Annotated in this window: 17 protein-coding genes and 1 riboswitch; of the genes, 10 read left to right on the forward strand and 7 right to left on the reverse strand. The window is 64.2% G+C overall.

Annotated features, from left to right (window positions below; all coding sequences use genetic code 11):
* Positions 1-290 precede the first annotated feature (290 nt).
* Genes gcvPB through gcvT form a run of 5 tightly spaced genes read right to left on the reverse strand, consistent with a single transcriptional unit; the run spans position 291 to position 5,263 of the window.
* Positions 291-1,865 carry an aminomethyl-transferring glycine dehydrogenase subunit GcvPB gene (gene gcvPB / locus FHR70_RS09645; RefSeq protein ID WP_183449488.1) on the reverse strand — a complete coding sequence of 525 codons (1,575 nt, stop codon included), beginning with the start codon at positions 1,863-1,865 and terminating at the stop codon, positions 291-293.
* Positions 1,865-3,205, reverse strand: coding sequence for an aminomethyl-transferring glycine dehydrogenase subunit GcvPA (gene gcvPA, locus FHR70_RS09650; protein ID WP_183449490.1), 1,341 nt, complete (start codon positions 3,203-3,205; stop codon positions 1,865-1,867). The genes gcvPB and gcvPA overlap by 1 nt, the downstream gene beginning before the upstream one ends.
* Positions 3,206-3,225: 20 nt before the next feature.
* Complete coding sequence (locus FHR70_RS09655) at positions 3,226-3,702, reverse strand: OsmC family protein (protein ID WP_183449492.1); 477 nt, start codon at positions 3,700-3,702, stop codon at positions 3,226-3,228.
* 15 nt (positions 3,703-3,717) lie between these two features.
* Entirely contained in the window at positions 3,718-4,092 is a 375-nt protein-coding gene (gcvH, locus tag FHR70_RS09660) for a glycine cleavage system protein GcvH (RefSeq protein ID WP_183449494.1), read from the reverse strand.
* A gap of 22 nt (positions 4,093-4,114) precedes the next feature.
* Positions 4,115-5,263, reverse strand: a complete 1,149-nt coding sequence (gene gcvT / locus FHR70_RS09665) for a glycine cleavage system aminomethyltransferase GcvT (RefSeq protein WP_183449496.1) — start codon at positions 5,261-5,263, stop codon at positions 4,115-4,117.
* Positions 5,264-5,419: 156 nt separating this feature from the next.
* Positions 5,420-5,509, reverse strand: a riboswitch (glycine riboswitch).
* 162 nt (positions 5,510-5,671) lie between these two features.
* Between gcvT and FHR70_RS09670 the strand changes: the two genes are divergently transcribed.
* Complete coding sequence (locus tag FHR70_RS09670; RefSeq protein ID WP_183449498.1) at positions 5,672-6,976, forward strand: hemolysin family protein; 1,305 nt, start codon at positions 5,672-5,674, stop codon at positions 6,974-6,976.
* A gap of 56 nt (positions 6,977-7,032) precedes the next feature.
* On the opposite strand, the gene FHR70_RS09675 is transcribed toward FHR70_RS09670, so the two are convergent.
* On the reverse strand, positions 7,033-7,605 hold the full coding sequence (locus tag FHR70_RS09675; protein ID WP_183449499.1) for a hypothetical protein: 573 nt from the start codon (positions 7,603-7,605) through the stop codon (positions 7,033-7,035).
* Positions 7,606-7,633: 28 nt separating this feature from the next.
* Positions 7,634-8,146: an invasion associated locus B family protein gene (locus tag FHR70_RS09680; protein WP_183449500.1), complete on the reverse strand. Its 513-nt coding sequence runs from the start codon at positions 8,144-8,146 to the stop codon at positions 7,634-7,636.
* A 313-nt stretch (positions 8,147-8,459) separates the two neighbouring features.
* Between FHR70_RS09680 and coxB the strand changes: the two genes are divergently transcribed.
* The 9 genes from coxB to FHR70_RS09725 all read left to right on the forward strand — a co-directional run bounded on the left by coxB (position 8,460) and on the right by FHR70_RS09725 (position 15,857).
* Positions 8,460-9,317, forward strand: a complete 858-nt coding sequence (gene coxB, locus FHR70_RS09685; protein ID WP_183450217.1) for a cytochrome c oxidase subunit II — start codon at positions 8,460-8,462, stop codon at positions 9,315-9,317.
* Positions 9,318-9,343: 26 nt separating this feature from the next.
* Positions 9,344-10,966 carry a cytochrome c oxidase subunit I gene (gene ctaD / locus FHR70_RS09690; RefSeq protein ID WP_183449501.1) on the forward strand — a complete coding sequence of 541 codons (1,623 nt, stop codon included), beginning with the start codon at positions 9,344-9,346 and terminating at the stop codon, positions 10,964-10,966.
* 241 nt (positions 10,967-11,207) lie between these two features.
* Positions 11,208-12,164, forward strand: a complete 957-nt coding sequence (locus tag FHR70_RS09695; protein ID WP_183449502.1) for a heme o synthase — start codon at positions 11,208-11,210, stop codon at positions 12,162-12,164.
* 6 nt (positions 12,165-12,170) lie between these two features.
* Positions 12,171-12,332, forward strand: coding sequence for a hypothetical protein (locus tag FHR70_RS09700; RefSeq protein WP_210277556.1), 162 nt, complete (start codon positions 12,171-12,173; stop codon positions 12,330-12,332).
* Between the two features lie 8 nt (positions 12,333-12,340).
* Positions 12,341-12,931, forward strand: a complete 591-nt coding sequence (locus tag FHR70_RS09705) for a cytochrome c oxidase assembly protein (protein ID WP_183449503.1) — start codon at positions 12,341-12,343, stop codon at positions 12,929-12,931.
* 68 nt (positions 12,932-12,999) lie between these two features.
* The gene (locus FHR70_RS09710) at positions 13,000-13,863 is read left to right on the forward strand and encodes a cytochrome c oxidase subunit 3 (protein WP_183449504.1); all 864 of its coding nucleotides are present in this window, start codon (positions 13,000-13,002) and stop codon (positions 13,861-13,863) included.
* Positions 13,864-13,979: 116 nt separating this feature from the next.
* The gene (locus FHR70_RS09715) at positions 13,980-14,351 is read left to right on the forward strand and encodes a DUF983 domain-containing protein (protein WP_183449506.1); all 372 of its coding nucleotides are present in this window, start codon (positions 13,980-13,982) and stop codon (positions 14,349-14,351) included.
* Positions 14,348-15,115, forward strand: a complete 768-nt coding sequence (locus FHR70_RS09720; RefSeq protein ID WP_183449508.1) for an SURF1 family cytochrome oxidase biogenesis protein — start codon at positions 14,348-14,350, stop codon at positions 15,113-15,115. The genes FHR70_RS09715 and FHR70_RS09720 overlap by 4 nt, the downstream gene beginning before the upstream one ends.
* A 211-nt stretch (positions 15,116-15,326) precedes the next feature.
* The gene (locus tag FHR70_RS09725; protein ID WP_183449510.1) at positions 15,327-15,857 is read left to right on the forward strand and encodes a GNAT family N-acetyltransferase; all 531 of its coding nucleotides are present in this window, start codon (positions 15,327-15,329) and stop codon (positions 15,855-15,857) included.
* Positions 15,858-15,859: the final 2 nt, after the last annotated feature.

Raw genomic sequence — 15,859 nt, forward strand, 5'->3', positions numbered from 1 at the left:
CCAGCATGATGTCCGAGCACAGCTCTGCTTGACGGATGCTCCGCTTACGTGAGCGCTCTACCCGCAGCCGGGTGAGGCAAAGGGAGAATTCATCTTTCCGAAGACTGCCGGATCATGCCTGTTGCCGAAACGTTACAGCATGGTTAACCCGAGCCAGCCGATTTGCCTCCTCTCTGAACGGAGAGGGTGTCACTCAAGAACAGGTTCTCAGCCTGCGCATATGGCCGCAACCCTGCACATGAAAAAGCCGCCCTTTAAGGCGGCATTTCCAGAACACGATTTTAGCTCAGTTACTCTGCCGCTTCCGCCACCGGCGACGGCGGCGTCCACTTAAGCACCGGGTTTCTGGCTGCGCGCGTCTCGTCGAGACGCCGCCGCGGAGCGTGGTACGGCGCACCGGTGAAGCGCTCCTTGTCGCCGTTCCTCGCGGCAAAAGCGAGGTCGCGCAGCATCGCGATGAAGAGGTCAAGGGACGCCTTCGATTCGGATTCCGTCGGCTCGATCAGCATGGCCCCATGCACCACCAGCGGGAAATACATGGTCATCGGGTGGTAGCCCTCGTCGATCATGGCCTTGGCCACGTCCAGCGTGGTCACGCCCGTGTCCTTGAGCCATGCGTCGTCGAACAGCACCTCATGCATGCACGGCTTGTTGCCGAAGGGCAGCGACATGAGATCGGCGAGGCCGGCGCGGATGTAGTTGGCATTGAGCACCGCATCTTCGGACGCCTGCTTCATACCATCGGCGCCATGGGAGAGCATGTAGGACAGGGCACGCACATACATGCCCATCTGGCCATGGAAGGCGGTCATGCGGCCGAACGGGGCGGCAGTGCCGCCGGCCTCATTGTTTTGCTCAACCAGCTCGAAGCTGCCATCCTTCATCCGCACGAATGGCACCGGCGCGAAGGGCGCGAGGCGCTCGGAGAGCACCACCGGGCCGGAGCCCGGGCCGCCGCCGCCATGGGGCGTCGAGAAGGTCTTGTGCAGGTTGATGTGCATGGCATCGACGCCGAGATCGCCCGGCTTCGCCTTGCCCACGATGGCGTTGAAGTTCGCGCCGTCGCAGTAGAAGTACGCGCCCGCATCGTGGATCGCCTTGGCGATCTCCGCCACCTGCGGCTCGAAGAGGCCGCAGGTGTTGGGATTGGTGAGCATGATGGCCGCCACGTCCGGGCCGAGACGCTCCTTCACGTCCTCCACATGGACCCAGCCATCCTCGCGGGCCGGCACCGGCTTCACCTTGAAGCCGATCAGCGCCGCGGTCGCCGGGTTCGTGCCGTGCGCCGAATCGGGCACGAGCACCACATTGCGGGTCGCGCCCTCGCCCTTGGCCTCGATGGCCGCCTTGATCGCCATCATGCCGCAGAGCTCGCCATGGGCGCCGGCTTTCGGCGAAAGCGCCACGGCGGTCATGTTGGTGAGCGTGACGAGATAGCGGCCGAGCTCGTTCATGAGCTCCAGCGCGCCCTGCACGGTGGAGACCGGCTGCAGCGGATGCACGTCGGAGAAGCCCGGCAGGCGGGCCATGCGCTCGTTGAGGCGCGCATTGTGCTTCATGGTGCAGGAGCCGAGCGGGAAGAGGCCCGTGTCGATGCCGTAGTTCTGCTGGCTGAGGCGCACGTAGTGGCGCATGGTCTCAGGCTCGGAGAGACCCGGCAGGCCGATGGGCTCCCGGCGCTCCAACCCGCCGAGGCGCGGCTTGAAGTCCTCGGGCTCGTCAAGGTCGACGCCGGTGGTGTCATAGCGGCCGATCTCGAACAGCAGCGGCTCGATCTGCGCCAGCGCCTTGTTGCCGGTAAAGGTCGGGTGTTCAGTGGTGCCGGCCTGGCCGGCAGAAGAGGGACGTCCCTGGCGGTTCAACATCACAGAACCTCCTTCAAGGCGGCGCAGAGAGCCGCACGGTCATCATCGGTGTTCACTTCGGTGGAAGCGACGAGGAGCAGGTTGTCGAGGCCGGCGCCGGGCAGGAGGCGCGACACGGGCACGCCGGCAAGTACGCCCTTCTCGACCAAGCGTTCGACCACTTCGGCGGCGGGCTTTGCGAGCTTCAACGTGAACTCGTTGAAGAACGTCTTGTTGAGCACCTCGACGCCCTTCACGGACGCCAGCTGATCTGCCAACTTTACTGCGTTGGCATGATTGATGCGCGCAAGACGCGAGAGGCCTGCTTCACCGAGCAGCGTCATATGGATGGTGAAGGCGAGCGAGCAGAGGCCCGAATTGGTGCAGATGTTCGAGGTCGCCTTGTCGCGGCGGATATGCTGCTCGCGGGTGGAGAGCGTCAGCACGAAGCCGCGATTGCCGTCCGCATCCACGGTTTCGCCGCAGAGACGGCCCGGCATCTGGCGCAGGAACTTCGACTGGGTAGCGAAGAGGCCCACATAAGGCCCGCCGAAGTTCAGCGCGTTGCCGATCGACTGGCCCTCGCCCACCACGATGTCGGCACCCTGGCTGCCGGGAGATGCGAGTAGGCCCAGCGACACGGCCTCCGTGAACACGGCAATCAGCAGCACGCCATGCTGATGCGCCTTGTCGGCGATGGGCTTCAGATCGCGCACATTGCCGAAAACGTCCGGCGACTGCACAACCACGCAGGAGACGCTGTCGTCGATCTGGGACAGGATGTCCTCGGTGCCGCCCACGTCGGGCGCCATGGTGACGACGTCGTCGCTCGACATCTCGGAGAGAGTTCTCACCACATCGGCATAGTGCGGATGCAGGCCGCCCGAGAGCACCGCCTTGCGGCGCTTGGTGATTCGGTGCGCCATGAGCACCGCCTCGCCCGTCCCGGTGGAGCCGTCATACATGGAGGCGTTCGCCACCTCCATGCCGGTGAGCGCGGCAACTTGAGTCTGGAACTCGAAGAGATACTGCAGCGTCCCTTGAGCGATCTCCGGCTGGTACGGCGTGTAGCTCGTCAGGAACTCTGAGCGCTGGATCAGGTGATCGACGGTGGCCGGTACGTGGTGCTTGTAGGCGCCGGCGCCGACGAAGAACGGCACGCTCGAAGCGGAGATGTTCTTGGCTGACATGCGGGAGAGGATACGCTCCACTTCCCATTCGCCCTTGCGGCGCGGCAGATCCACCGGCTCCTTCAGGAGCAGGTTCTTCGGCACGTCGGCGAACAATTCATCGACGTGATTGACGCCGATCCGTGCGAGCATCTCGCTGCGGTCGGTGTCGGACAAAGGCAAATAACGCATCGGCGAAAGAACCTTGTTTGTTAATGCGAGGGAAGGCCCGCCACCACGATCTCCGTGAGCACGGAGTTGGCAATGAAGCATTCCTTGTGGGCGAGATGGTGCATGTCGGCTATCTGCTCAGGGCTGGGGAGCTTGTCGCCGGAGAATTCGATCATTGGATCCAGGGTGACCCTGGAGACGAAGAGCTTGCCGTTCTCGTTCTTCGTCATGATGCCGAGCGCCTTGTCTTCGTAGGCATCGACCGTGAAGCGCTTCTTGGCCGCGATCGACAGGAAGGTGAGCATGTGGCAGCTCGAGATTGCCGCCACGAAAGCCTCCTCCGGGTCGACCGCATCCTCCCGCGAGAGGGGCAAGGGCACGACAGAGGGCGATGCGGAGCCGGGGACTTCGATGCCGCCATCGAAGAACCACGTATGGCCGCGGCTGTAGCGGTTGTCGGAGAAGCTCTCGCTGTCTCCCCGCTTCCAGCGGATCGTCGCCCTGTATTCGTGCGCCATGGCCGTGCAGCTCGCTTAGGAAATCGACTTCACGAATTCCTGGTACTGCTCTTCGGTCATGAGCCCGTCGAGCTCGCTCTCATTCGTCAGACGGATCTTCATGAACCAGCCGCGGCCGGCCGGATCCTCGTTGACCGTGCCGGGAGAGGCTTCGAGCTCGCTGTTGACCTCGACCACTTCGCCGGAAACCGGGGCATAGACTTCGCTGGCCGCCTTCACGCTCTCGACGACGGCCGCCTCGTCGCCCTTCGACAGGGTCTTGCCGACGCTCGGCAGCTCCACGAACACGACGTCGCCGAGCTGGCCCTGGGCGTAGTCGGAGATGCCCACGATACCGGCATCGCCTTCGACGCGGATGTATTCGTGGTCCTTGGTATAGCGCGTGGTCATGTGAATTCCCTCTTTTTGAATGTCAGCGCTTGTAGCGATGGGGGGCGAACGGCATGGCCGCGACCTTGGCCGGCAGCGGCTTGCCGCGAACGATGAGATGCAGGTCGGTGCCGACAGCGGACACGTCCTTGGCCACATAGCCCATGGCAACCGGGCCGTTGACCGTGGGGCCGAACCCGCCGGAGGTCACGATGCCGACCTCTCGCCCGTCAGGCGTGGTGATGACGCTGCCCTCGCGGGCGGGAGCGCGGCCTTCCGGCTTGATGCCGACGCGAACACGCGCCGCACCGTCCTTGATCTCGCGCTGAACGCGCGCGGCACCGGGGAAGCCCCCCTCCTCGCGGCGGCGCTTCTGGATCGACCAGATCAGGCCGGCCTCGATGGGCGATGTGGTGGGGTCGATGTCATGACCGTAAAGGCAGAGGCCCGCTTCGAGACGCAGCGAATCGCGTGCGCCGAGGCCGATGGCCTTCACCTCTGGATCCGCAAGAAGGGCGCGCCAGAGCTTCGCCGCATCCTCGGCCTTGCAGGAGATCTCGAAGCCGTCTTCACCGGTGTAGCCGGAGCGGGACACATGGCACCCAATGCCGTCGATCTGCACGTCAGCGGACATCATGAAGGACAGCGCGGCGGCTTCGGGCGACAGCTTCGCCAGGACGGCCTCCGCGGAAGGCCCCTGCAGGGCCATCAGGCCGAGCTCGTCCTTGCGCTTCAGGCTCACGCCCTTCGGCAGGCGAGCCTCGATATGGGCATAGTCCTGCTCCTTCATGGAGGCGTTGACGACGAGGTAGAGCCAGCCTTCATGACCGGGAGCGCCGACGCGGGTCACCATCAGGTCGTCGAGGATACCGCCGTCGTCGGCCAGGAGCTGCGAATAGCGCTGCTGGTTGGGCTTGAGATTCAGCACATCGGCGGGGATGAGCGCCTCAAGGGCCCTGGCCACGGTCTCGTGGCTCTTGTCCTCTGCAACGAGAAAGGCTTGGCCCATATGCGAGACGTCGAACAGACCCGCATGCTCGCGGGTCCAGTTGTGCTCGGTAAGGATGCCGGTGGGGTACTGCACCGGCATGTCGTAGCCGGCGAACGGCACCATGCGGGCGCCAAGCGCCACATGTTCCGCGTGGAGCGGGGTTTTCAGGAGCGGCTCGTCGCTGTGCGCTGGCTCGGCCATCGGTTTCCCTCAAAGGTGCGCGTTCCATCGAGCCTTGCGGCCCGTTGCTCTGCGCCCCCTCTGTCCCGAGACCTGAGAGATTTCCCTTAAGGCCTAAGCCCCAGGTTACGCCCGTCGGTGGACGGCGTTTCAAACGCCGCCGCTTTCCAGAGTGCCAGCTCCCACGCGGTCCTTTGGCCTGAGCGTTTCCGGGGCGGTTGCGCCTTCGGCGCCGGACTGTCGTCCGGACTCTTCCGCGGGGATCATCGGCTGGCCTAACCTCTGAAGAGGAAATGTCCGCCTGTCAACAAAGCAAGCCAGGCCTGTTCACCCTTTAATTGACGGCAGGCTCCGCAGGCTCCATCTTAGGGCTATCTGTCACAGAAGGGGAGAAGCGCGGCCTGATCCGGTCAGCAGCTCCACGCATCGTTGCTCGAACTGATCATCGCTCTCGCTCTCGTTGCCCTCAACGGCGTCTTCGCTCTTTCCGAATTGGCCATCGTGTCCGCCCGCAGGCCCCGGCTCAAGGCCATGGCCGAGCAGGGCCGCTCGGGCGCCAGCACGGCCCTCACCCTCATGGAGGATTCGGGCCGCTTCCTCTCCACGGTCCAGATCGGCATCACCCTGGTGGGCATCCTGGCCGGCGCCTTTTCGGGCGCGGCTTTGGGCGGCCGGCTGACGGAGATCCTCCTCGCCCAGGGCATGCCCGAGGGTGCGGCCGAGCCTCTCGGCTACGGCATCGTCATCGGCATCATCACCTACCTGTCCATCGTGATCGGCGAGCTCGTGCCCAAGCAGCTGGCCCTGCGCCATCCGGAGGGCATCGCCTGCGTGATGGCGCCAATGATGATGGTCGTCTCGAAAGTGGCCGCCCCTGCCGTCTGGCTTCTCAATGCCTCCACCAGCCTGATTTTCAGCCTGTTCGGCACCAAGTCCGACGATTCCTCGACCGTCACCGAAGAGGAGATCAAGATGCTGGTCGGCGAGGCCGAGAGCGCCGGCGTGATCGAGGAGGAGGAGCGCCGCATGATCTCGGGCGTGCTGCGCCTCGGCGACCGGACGGTGCGCGGCCTCATGACGCCCCGGACGGACGTGGACTGGATCGACACCGAGGATGACGAAGAGACGATCCGGGCCCTGCTGATCGAGACCCCGCATTCGCGCCTGCCGGTGAGCGAAGGCACCCCCGACAACGTAATCGGCGTCGTTCAGTCACGGGAGCTTCTGGCCGCCATGCTGTCGGGCCAGCCCCTCGACATCCGCAAGCACCTGCAGCAGGCGCCGGTCATTCCGGATACGCTTTACGCGCTGGATGCCCTGGCGATTCTCAGGGATGCCGAGGTGCCCATGGCGCTGGTCCATGACGAATACGGCCATTTCGAAGGGGTCGTGACCCCGGCCGATGCCCTGGAGGCCATCGTCGGCGCCTTCCGGTCCGACGGAGAGGCGCCGGAGCCCGACGCCATCCGACGCGAGGACGGCTCCTGGCTGCTCGCCGGTTCCATGCCGGTGGACGAAATGGCCGAGATTCTCGGCATGACCCTGCCCGAAACCCGCAGCTATCACACGGTCGGCGGCCTGGTGATCAGCGAATTGCAGCACCTGCCGACCACGGGCGAACACGTGGAGACCTTAGGCTGGCGCTTCGAGGTGATCGATCTCGACGAGCGCCGGATCGACAAGGTCCTGGCCACGCCCCTCAACCAGAGAGCAGGCGCGGCCGTTCTGTATTAGGCTTGATGCATCGGATTCGATCCCAAAAGTGCAAGTCTACTTTTGGGATCAATGTTTTAGCCCCGCCGTCCTGCGGCCGCGCGGGTGCCGAGACCGACCTGGATCTCGAAACGCTCGGCGGAGGCCGCCGGAACCACGATGCCCTCCTCGACGACCGAGACCATTGTCTGGGTCTGGCCGGCCGGAATTGCGGCCGCCACCCGGCGGGAGCGGTTGGCGAAGACGGTCGAGCCGTCCTTGACGACGATCTGGAGCGGCACGTCATAGCGGCCCGCCGACCCGGCGTTGCCGAGGAGCGCCCGGGCCTCGACGCCGACCCTCACGAGGGTGCTGCCATCCGGCTGGCCGACGCATTCGCGGGCCAAGTCGCCCAGGGAGATCTGGCTGCGGACGGAGCCGCCATCAACGCCTCCGGCCCGTATGACCGCACCGCCATCCATGACCTCAACGACCGGACAATACACGTCGCGGGTCTCGGCGGCCTGAGGCGGCGTCTGGGTCGTCCCCGCCGTGAGCAGCATGTCGCCGATGCCGAAGCCGCCCTCGCCCGGCGCTCCGCAGCCGGCCAGGGTCGAGATCCCGAGCACGGCGAAGGCCAATCCCGCCCTGCGGTTCAATCCCTTGTTCATCACTGTCCCCCCACCCTCTGTTTATGTCTTACGGAAGAGCATCGAACCCGGCCGAGAACCCGTTCAGGGACACGGGGATGCCGATTCCCTCCTCGGGCGTCTGGAAGACGATGAAGGTGGCCTGCTGGCCGGTCTTCATCTGATTGATCAGGTTCTCCTCCATGACGACCTCGGCGACGCAGCCCGAAGCCAGGCAGCGCACGAATCCGGCCCGACCGATATCCGTCTGGTCGATCTTCAGGCCAAGCCCTGAGGGCAGCAGAATACCCAGAGGCGCCACGACGCGCAGGAGGCGGCTTTTGCCATCAGCGGTTTTCAACATGATAATCACGAGGGTGACGTTGGGGCGGTCTTCCGCAACGACGTTCTGCACAAGGGCGCATTGCTCGGCAGTGGCCCCGGCCGGAGTCTCGCAGCGCATCTGCCAGTCACCGAAGGTGTTCTTGACCATGCCCTGAGCGCCGGCGTTGCTGGCGCCGAGCAGAGTTGTGAGCCCCAGGACCACTGCCGCGCCGTGGCGAACCCATTGCGATGCGCCCATCGGTTTCTCCATTCCTTCAACCCTCTCAAAGGGTCGCGGCATGCCGCCGCTTCGATCCGAGTTTGGCCCGTTGGGACCATGCCAGGGGGCGCAATGTCAAGCGAGAGGGGCGATTTGGAGAGCTGAAACGCTTTTTGGCGGTTATGACGCACAGTTTGGAACGCTTCTACCGTTGCGCTTGGACGGATCATGTGGTCTTTGACGCAGATCAAAGGTGATGGCGCAAGCCGGGCGCCGCTATTCGCACGCCCGCGCCTTCCCCGATGCTTTCATGGCCCTGGGCCATCACATCTTTAGGAGCTTTGGAACACCGATGCGGATCGAGAATGCACGTCGATCGGTGACCGCCCTCTCCACGGCAGCGGTCGCACTTGTGTTGGGCATCAATGTGGCGTCGGCTGCCGCGGGGCAGCCCTCCCCCTGGGAAACCGGCATGCAGGAGATGGTAACAGAGCTGGGACAGAGCGTGTCCAGCTTCCACACCTACCTGGTCTGGCTGATCGCGGCGATCTGCCTGTTCGTGCTGGCCCTGATCCTCGTGATCATCGCCCGGTTCAACGAGAACAAGAACCCGGTTCCGTCGAAAACCACCCACAATACGCTCCTCGAAGTCGCCTGGACCATCGTCCCGGTTCTGATCCTGGTGGCGATTGCCATTCCGTCCTTCCGCCTCCTGCGCGAGCAGCTCGTGCCGCCGCAGGCCGACCTGGTAGTGAAGGCGACCGGCTATTCCTGGTACTGGGGCTATGAGTACCCGGCCGATCAGGGCGGCGGCTTCAAGTTCGACTCGAACATGATCCCCGAAGACGGACAACGGAAGCCGGACCAGCCGCGCCTGCTGGGCGCCGACAACGCTATGGTCGTGCCGGTAGGCAAGGTCGTGCGGGTTCAGGTGACCTCCGCGGACGTGCTGCACGCCTTTGCCCTGCCATCCTTCTACATCAAGGTCGATGCCATTCCCGGACGCCTGAACGAGACATGGTTCAAGGCCGAGAAGGAAGGCGTCTATTACGGCCAGTGCTCGGAGCTCTGCGGCAACGGCCATCCCTACATGCCGATCGAAATCCGCGTCGTGAGCGAGCAGCAATATGCCGCTTGGCTGGCCGAGGCGAAGCAGCGTTATGCTTCCACGGACAGCTCCGGCCCGGTCAAGTTCGCGAACGCTCAGTAATCTGAAAAGGACCACAGAGGTCTATCATGGCACATGCAGCTGATGCCGCTCACGCGGATCACCACGATCACCACCTTCCGAGCTTCTGGCGCCGGTGGTTCTATTCGACGAACCACAAGGACATCGGCACGCTCTACATGATCTTCGGCTTCACGGCGGGTATCGTCGGCGGCCTTCTCTCCATCGGGATGCGCCTGGAACTCCAGGAGCCCGGCCTTCAGTTCTTCTCGAACCCGCAGGCGTTCAACGTCTTCGTGACCGGCCACGGCCTCATCATGGTGTTCTTCATGGTGATGCCCACGCTGATCGGCGGCTTCGGCAACTGGTTCATCCCGCTCATGATCGGCGCGCCCGACATGGCCTTCCCGCGGATGAACAACATCTCGTTCTGGCTCACCGTCTCGGCCTTCGCCCTGATGCTCTGCTCGCTCTTCGTCGAGGGTGCTCCGGGCTCGCTGGGTTTCGGCGGCGGCTGGACCGTCTATCCGCCGCTCTCGACAGTCGGCCACCCCGGTCCGGCGCTCGACTTCGGCATCTTCGCCCTGCACCTTGCCGGTGCGGCGTCGATCCTGGGCGCGATCAACTTCATCACCACGATCCTCAACATGCGCGCTCCGGGCATGACGCTGCACAAGATGCCGCTCTTCGCCTGGGCCATGCTGGTGACCGCGTTCCTGCTGCTCCTGTCGCTGCCGGTTCTCGCGGGCGCGATCACGATGCTGCTCACCGACCGCAACTTCGGCACGACCTTCTTCGATCCGTCGGGCGGTGGTGATCCGGTGCTTTACCAGCACCTGTTCTGGTTCTTCGGCCACCCCGAAGTGTACATCATGATCCTGCCGGCCTTCGGCATCGTGTCCCACATCATCTCCACCTTCTCCAAGAAGCCGATCTTCGGCTATCTCGGCATGGCCTACGCCATGGTGGCGATCGGCGTAGTCGGGTTCGTCGTGTGGGCACACCACATGTACACCGTCGGCCTCTCGCTCCAGACCCAGGCCTATTTCGTGTTCGCCACCATGGTGATCGCGGTTCCGACTGGCGTGAAGATCTTCTCGTGGATCGCCACCATGTGGGGCGGCTCCATCCGCTTCACGGCGGCCATGCAGTGGGCTGTGGGCTTCGTGTTCCTGTTCACGGTGGGCGGCGTCACCGGCGTCGTGCTGGCGAACGCTCCCGTCGACCGCTACATGCACGACACCTACTACGTGGTGGCTCACTTCCACTACGTGCTGTCTCTCGGCGCAGTGTTCGTGATCTTCGCCGGCATGTATTACTGGTTCCCGAAGATCACCGGCTACGTGATGCCCGAGTGGATCGGCAAGTTGCACTTCTGGGTCGCCTTCATCGGCTCCAACGTGCTGTTCTTCCCGATGCACTTCCTCGGCCTCTCCGGCATGCCGCGCCGCTATGCGGATTACCCGGACGCCTTCGCGGGCTGGAACATGGTGTCCTCCATCGGCGCCTATATCTTCTTCGCGGGTCTCTTCATCTTCATGTTCGGCGTCGTCTATGCCTTCATCCGCAAGGAAAAGGCTGCCGACAATCCGTGGGGTGAGGGTGCGACGACGCTGGAATGGACCCTGTCCTCTCCGCCTCCGTACCACCAGTTCGAGACCCTGCCCCGCGTCATCGACACGGGCCACTAGCATCGGACCCAAAAGTGGAACCCACTTTTGGGATTGATCCGATGCTTGATCTAAAAAGTAGTGCATCGTTGCACGCGGAAAACCGGATCCACTTTTCCGCACGATGCACTCAAACAGCTGAGCTGGGCGGCTTTCGCCGCCCGGCTCCTCCCCAGAGGGCTTGGCTTTAACAAGCCTTCCGGCGAGGAGCCGACCACCCGGAGGCCTTTTCGGCCTCGTCCCGGCATTTCGGATTTTTGTGATGAGCACCATGTCGAACAGTCTGGCCGAATCCCACGTTGAGAGCCTCGCCACGGCAGGCCTGTCACAGGGGGACGTGTCCGACTTCTTCGCCCTGCTGAAGCCGCGCGTGATGTTTCTCGTCGTCTTCACGGCCCTCGTCGGCATGGTCATCAGCCCCTCGAACGTCCACCCGGTCGTGGCCTTCGTGTCGCTGCTGATGATCGCCATCGGCGGCGGGGCTTCAGGCTGCCTCAACATGTGGTGGGATGCGGATATCGACGCGGTCATGACCCGCACCCGCAAACGCCCGATTCCCGCCGGCAAGATCCAGCCCGGCGAGGCATTGGCCTTCGGGGTGTCGCTCTCCGTCGGCTCGGTGATCATCCTGGGCCTCGTGAGCAACTGGCTGGCCGCGGGCCTTCTGGCCTTTACGATCTTCTTCTACGTGGTCGTCTATTCCATGTGGCTGAAGCGCTCGACGCCGCAGAACATCGTCATCGGCGGTGCGGCGGGCGCCCTCCCCCCGATCGTCGCGCAGGCGGCCGTCACGGGCCATGTGGCCTGGGACAGCGTGGTGCTGTTCGCCATCATCTTCATGTGGACCCCGCCCCATTTCTGGGCTCTGGCTCTCGTGAAGTCAGGCGATTACGAGCGCGCCGGCATCCCCATGTTGCCGAACGTGGCGGGCCCCGATGCCACCCGGTTCCAGATCCTCGCCTACACGATCCTTCTGGCTCCGCTGGGCATGGCTCCGGTGGCCCTAGGGTTTGGCGGCCTGGCCTATGCCATCATCTCGCTCGTCGGCGGCCTCGGCATGCTGGCGCTGGCCGTCCAGGTCTACCGCCTGCGCCAGGGCGAGCCTGCCATGCGGGTCGCCCAGCAGCTTTTCGGCTTTTCGATCCTCTATCTCTTCCTGCTCTTCGCGACCCTGCTCGTGGAGCACGGCTTCGGCTTCTTCCGGCCGGTGTTCGGGTAATCGATGATGGCAGATCCCACTCCTCCCGTCCGCCTAACCCCTGAGGAACAGAAGCGACGCCGCCAGCGCTCCTTGGCCCTGGCCCTTGCGCTCGGCGTGTTCTGCATCCTGCTTTTTGCCGTCACCCTGGCAAAGCTCGGACCCGGCGTCCTGCAACGGCCCATGTGAGGTGAGACATGGCTGAGAATCCGCACATCCAGCGCAAGATGAACCGCACGGCCTTTGCCTGCGTCGGTCTCGTGGCGGGCATGGTCGGCCTCGCCTACGCGTCCGTTCCGCTCTACGACCTCTTCTGCAAGGTCACCGGATTCGGCGGCACGCCTGTCGCGGTCGACAACAACGGATCGCAGGTGCTGGACCGGACGATCTCCGTCCGCTTCGATTCCAATGTGGCGCCCGGGCTGAACTGGCGCTTCTCGCCGGAAACGCCCGAGGTCAAGGTCAAGCTCGGCGAGACCACGACGGTTCTCTACAAGGTCACCAACAAGGGCGACAGGCCGAGCACGGGCATTGCCACCTACAACGTGCAGCCCGACCTCGCCGGCACCTATTTCTCGAAGCTCGAGTGCTTCTGCTTCACCGAGCAGACCCTGCAGCCGGGCGAAACCCTGGAATCCGCGGTCGTCTTCTACGTCGATCCCCGCCTCGTGCAGGATCGCGACGTGAAGGACCTTTCATCCATCACCCTCTCCTACACCTACTTCCCCTCCAAGGGGGGCAAGCCGGTGGCGGAAGTGACATCATCCACCACACCCATCGCGCAATAAGACACGTGACAAGCTGGGCGGAAACGTCCTAAAGCGAGTTCACCTTCGAGGCACGGAGACGACACGAAATGGCCGAGGCCCACGCCAAGAACCACGACTACCACATCCTTGAACCGAGCCCGTGGCCGCTCATCGGCGCGGTCAGCGCGTTCCTGCTGACCTCCGGGTTCGTGACCTGGTGGAAAGACATCGCCATCGCCGGCATGCATCTCGGCCCCTTCGTCTTCGGCGCGGGCATCATCGGCGTTCTCTACACCATGCTCTCCTGGTGGACGGATGTGGTGAAGGAAGCCAATACCGGCTCGCATACCCGCGTGGTCCAGCTTCACCACCGCTACGGCATGATCATGTTCATCGCCTCCGAGGTGATGTTCTTCGCCGCCTGGTTCTGGGCCTATTTCGATGCGGCCCTCTATGCCGGCGACCCGCAGCTCTACTCCCGCGTCGAGACGCTCGGCGGCGTCTGGCCCCCGAAGGGCATCGAGACCTTCGATCCCTGGCACCTGCCGCTTCTCAACACGCTGATCCTGCTCACCTCAGGCACCACGGTCACCTGGGCGCACCACGCGCTCCTGCACAACGACCGCCAAGGCCTGAAGATGGGCCTGTGGCTCACGGTGATCCTCGGCTTCATCTTCACCTGCGTGCAGGCCTACGAGTACAGCCACGCGGCCTTCGGCTTCAGCGGCAACATCTACGGCGCCACTTTCTTCATGGCGACGGGCTTCCACGGCGCGCACGTGATCATCGGCACCATCTTCCTGGCCGTGTGCCTGCTGCGCGCCTATCGCGGCGACTTCACGCCCCAGCAGCATCTCGGCTTCGAGTTCGCCGCCTGGTACTGGCACTTCGTCGACGTGGTGTGGCTCTTCCTCTTCGCCGCCATCTATGTGTGGGGCTACGGCGGACCGGTGGCCGGCGGCGGTCACTGATCCCGCTCACCGCAGCATCAATTCGGCAGGGGCGGCTCTCACGGCCGCCCTTCGCATTTTCGGGGTTGCATCACCATCTGTCGGTCAGCCCCGCCGGCCCAATCTGGAGAAAAGCCGTGGCTCACGACCCGTCCGCCCCCTCGCCCATCACCACCGGCCTTAAAGGGCTCTGCCCCCGCTGCGGCAAAGGGCACGTGTTCAAGGGCTTCCTCTCGGTGCAGCCGAAATGCGAGGTCTGCGGCCTCGACCTCGCCTTCACGGACACGGGCGATGGCCCGGCGTTCTTCGTCATGTCCTTCGTCGGCATCGTGGTGGTGGCTCTCGCCCTCTGGACCGAATTCACCTACGAGCCGCCGATCTGGCTCCATCTCGTCATGTGGACGGCGCTCAGCATCGTCTTGAGCCTCCTCCTGGTGCGGCCGCTCAAAGGCGTTCTGATGAACCTGCAGTACCACCACAAGGCCGAGGAAGGGCGCTTCGAGAAGTGACCGCCTCCCGCTTGCACAGGAGCCGCTCCCTCCTCGTTCCGGGCCTAGCGGCCCTGGTGGCGCTTGCCACCCTGCTCGGTCTGGGTACCTGGCAGCTCCAGCGCAAGGCCTGGAAGGAGGACCTGATCCAGCAGATCGAAACCCGCGCCTATGGCGATCCCGGCCCGATCGTGCCGGAATTGGATTGGTCCGCTTGGCGCGCCGACCAGGATGAGTTCCGCAAAGTGCGGGTGACCGGCACCTTCCTTCACGAGTTCGAGGCCCCGGTCTATGGCCTTGCCCGCGGTGAGCGGCAGGGAGCGCCCCTCCAGGGCTATTACCTGATCACGCCTCTCAAGCTCGCCTCCGGGGCCATCGTAATGGTCAACCGCGGCTTCGTGCCGACGGACCTGCGCGACCCGGCGCGGCGCCCCGAGAGCCGGCCTACAGGCGAGGTCACGATCACCGGCCTCGTGCGGGCGCCCGAGGCGCGCAATCCCTTCACGCCTAACGACGATCCGGCCCGCAACCAATGGTTCGCCCGCGATCCCCAGGCCATGGCGGCGGCCCACAACCTTGAGCGCGTCGCGCCCTTCCTGATCGACGCCGATGCAAGCCCCAATCCGGGCGGCTGGCCGCGGGGCGGGCAGACACCCCTGACCCTGCCGAACAACCACCTGCAATACGCAGTCACGTGGTACGGCATCGCCCTGACCCTGATCGGCGTCTTCGGGGCCTTTGCCTGGCGGCGCCTGAAGGGGCTGGACTCAGCCGAGCTGAAATAGGACGTTTGTCATTTCAGCCGAGCGGAGCTATTCTATGATCATGTTCACGCTGCTCATGACCGTAACCCATCTCACGATGCGCCTTGCAGGGCGTACGGGAGAGGCTTTGCGCGTCTAAGTCAGCGTCGAGCATTCCCGACAAGCCCTGCGGAGACGAGCAGGGCTTCTCAAAGGTTCGGTTCGCCTCCGCCTTCATCCAGAGGAGAGCGACATGGACATTCAGCCAACAACTCATCCGCCCAGCTCCGCCGACGACATTGTCATCCGCGCGGCGCGTCTCACCGATTGCGAAGGCATTGCCGCTTTGGGCAATATGCCCGGCTATCGCTGGGGCACCCTGCGCCTGCCCCATCAGACACCCGAGGCCACCCGGAAATGGCTTGAGGGCATCAACCCGGCCAGCAATGTCAGTCTCGTGGTGGAGAGAGACGGCCAGATCATCGGCAGCGGCGGCTTCGAGCGACACCAGGGCCGACGCTCCCATGTGGCTTATCTCGGCATGGGCCTGCACGACGATTTCCACGGCCGCGGCATCGGCTCCAGGCTGCTGCGTGAACTGATCATGATCGCCGACGACTGGCTCAACCTGAGACGGATCGAACTGACCGTCTATGTGGATAACGTAGCCGCAATCGCGCTCTACAAGCGCAATGGGTTCGAGATCGAGGGTACGCACAGGGATTTCGCCTTCCGGGGCGGCGCCTTCGCCGATGCCTATGCAATGGCCCGGATAAAACCATGAAC

This window comes from Microvirga lupini, from assembly GCF_014191055.1.
Classification (GTDB): domain Bacteria; phylum Pseudomonadota; class Alphaproteobacteria; order Rhizobiales; family Beijerinckiaceae; genus Microvirga; species Microvirga lupini_A.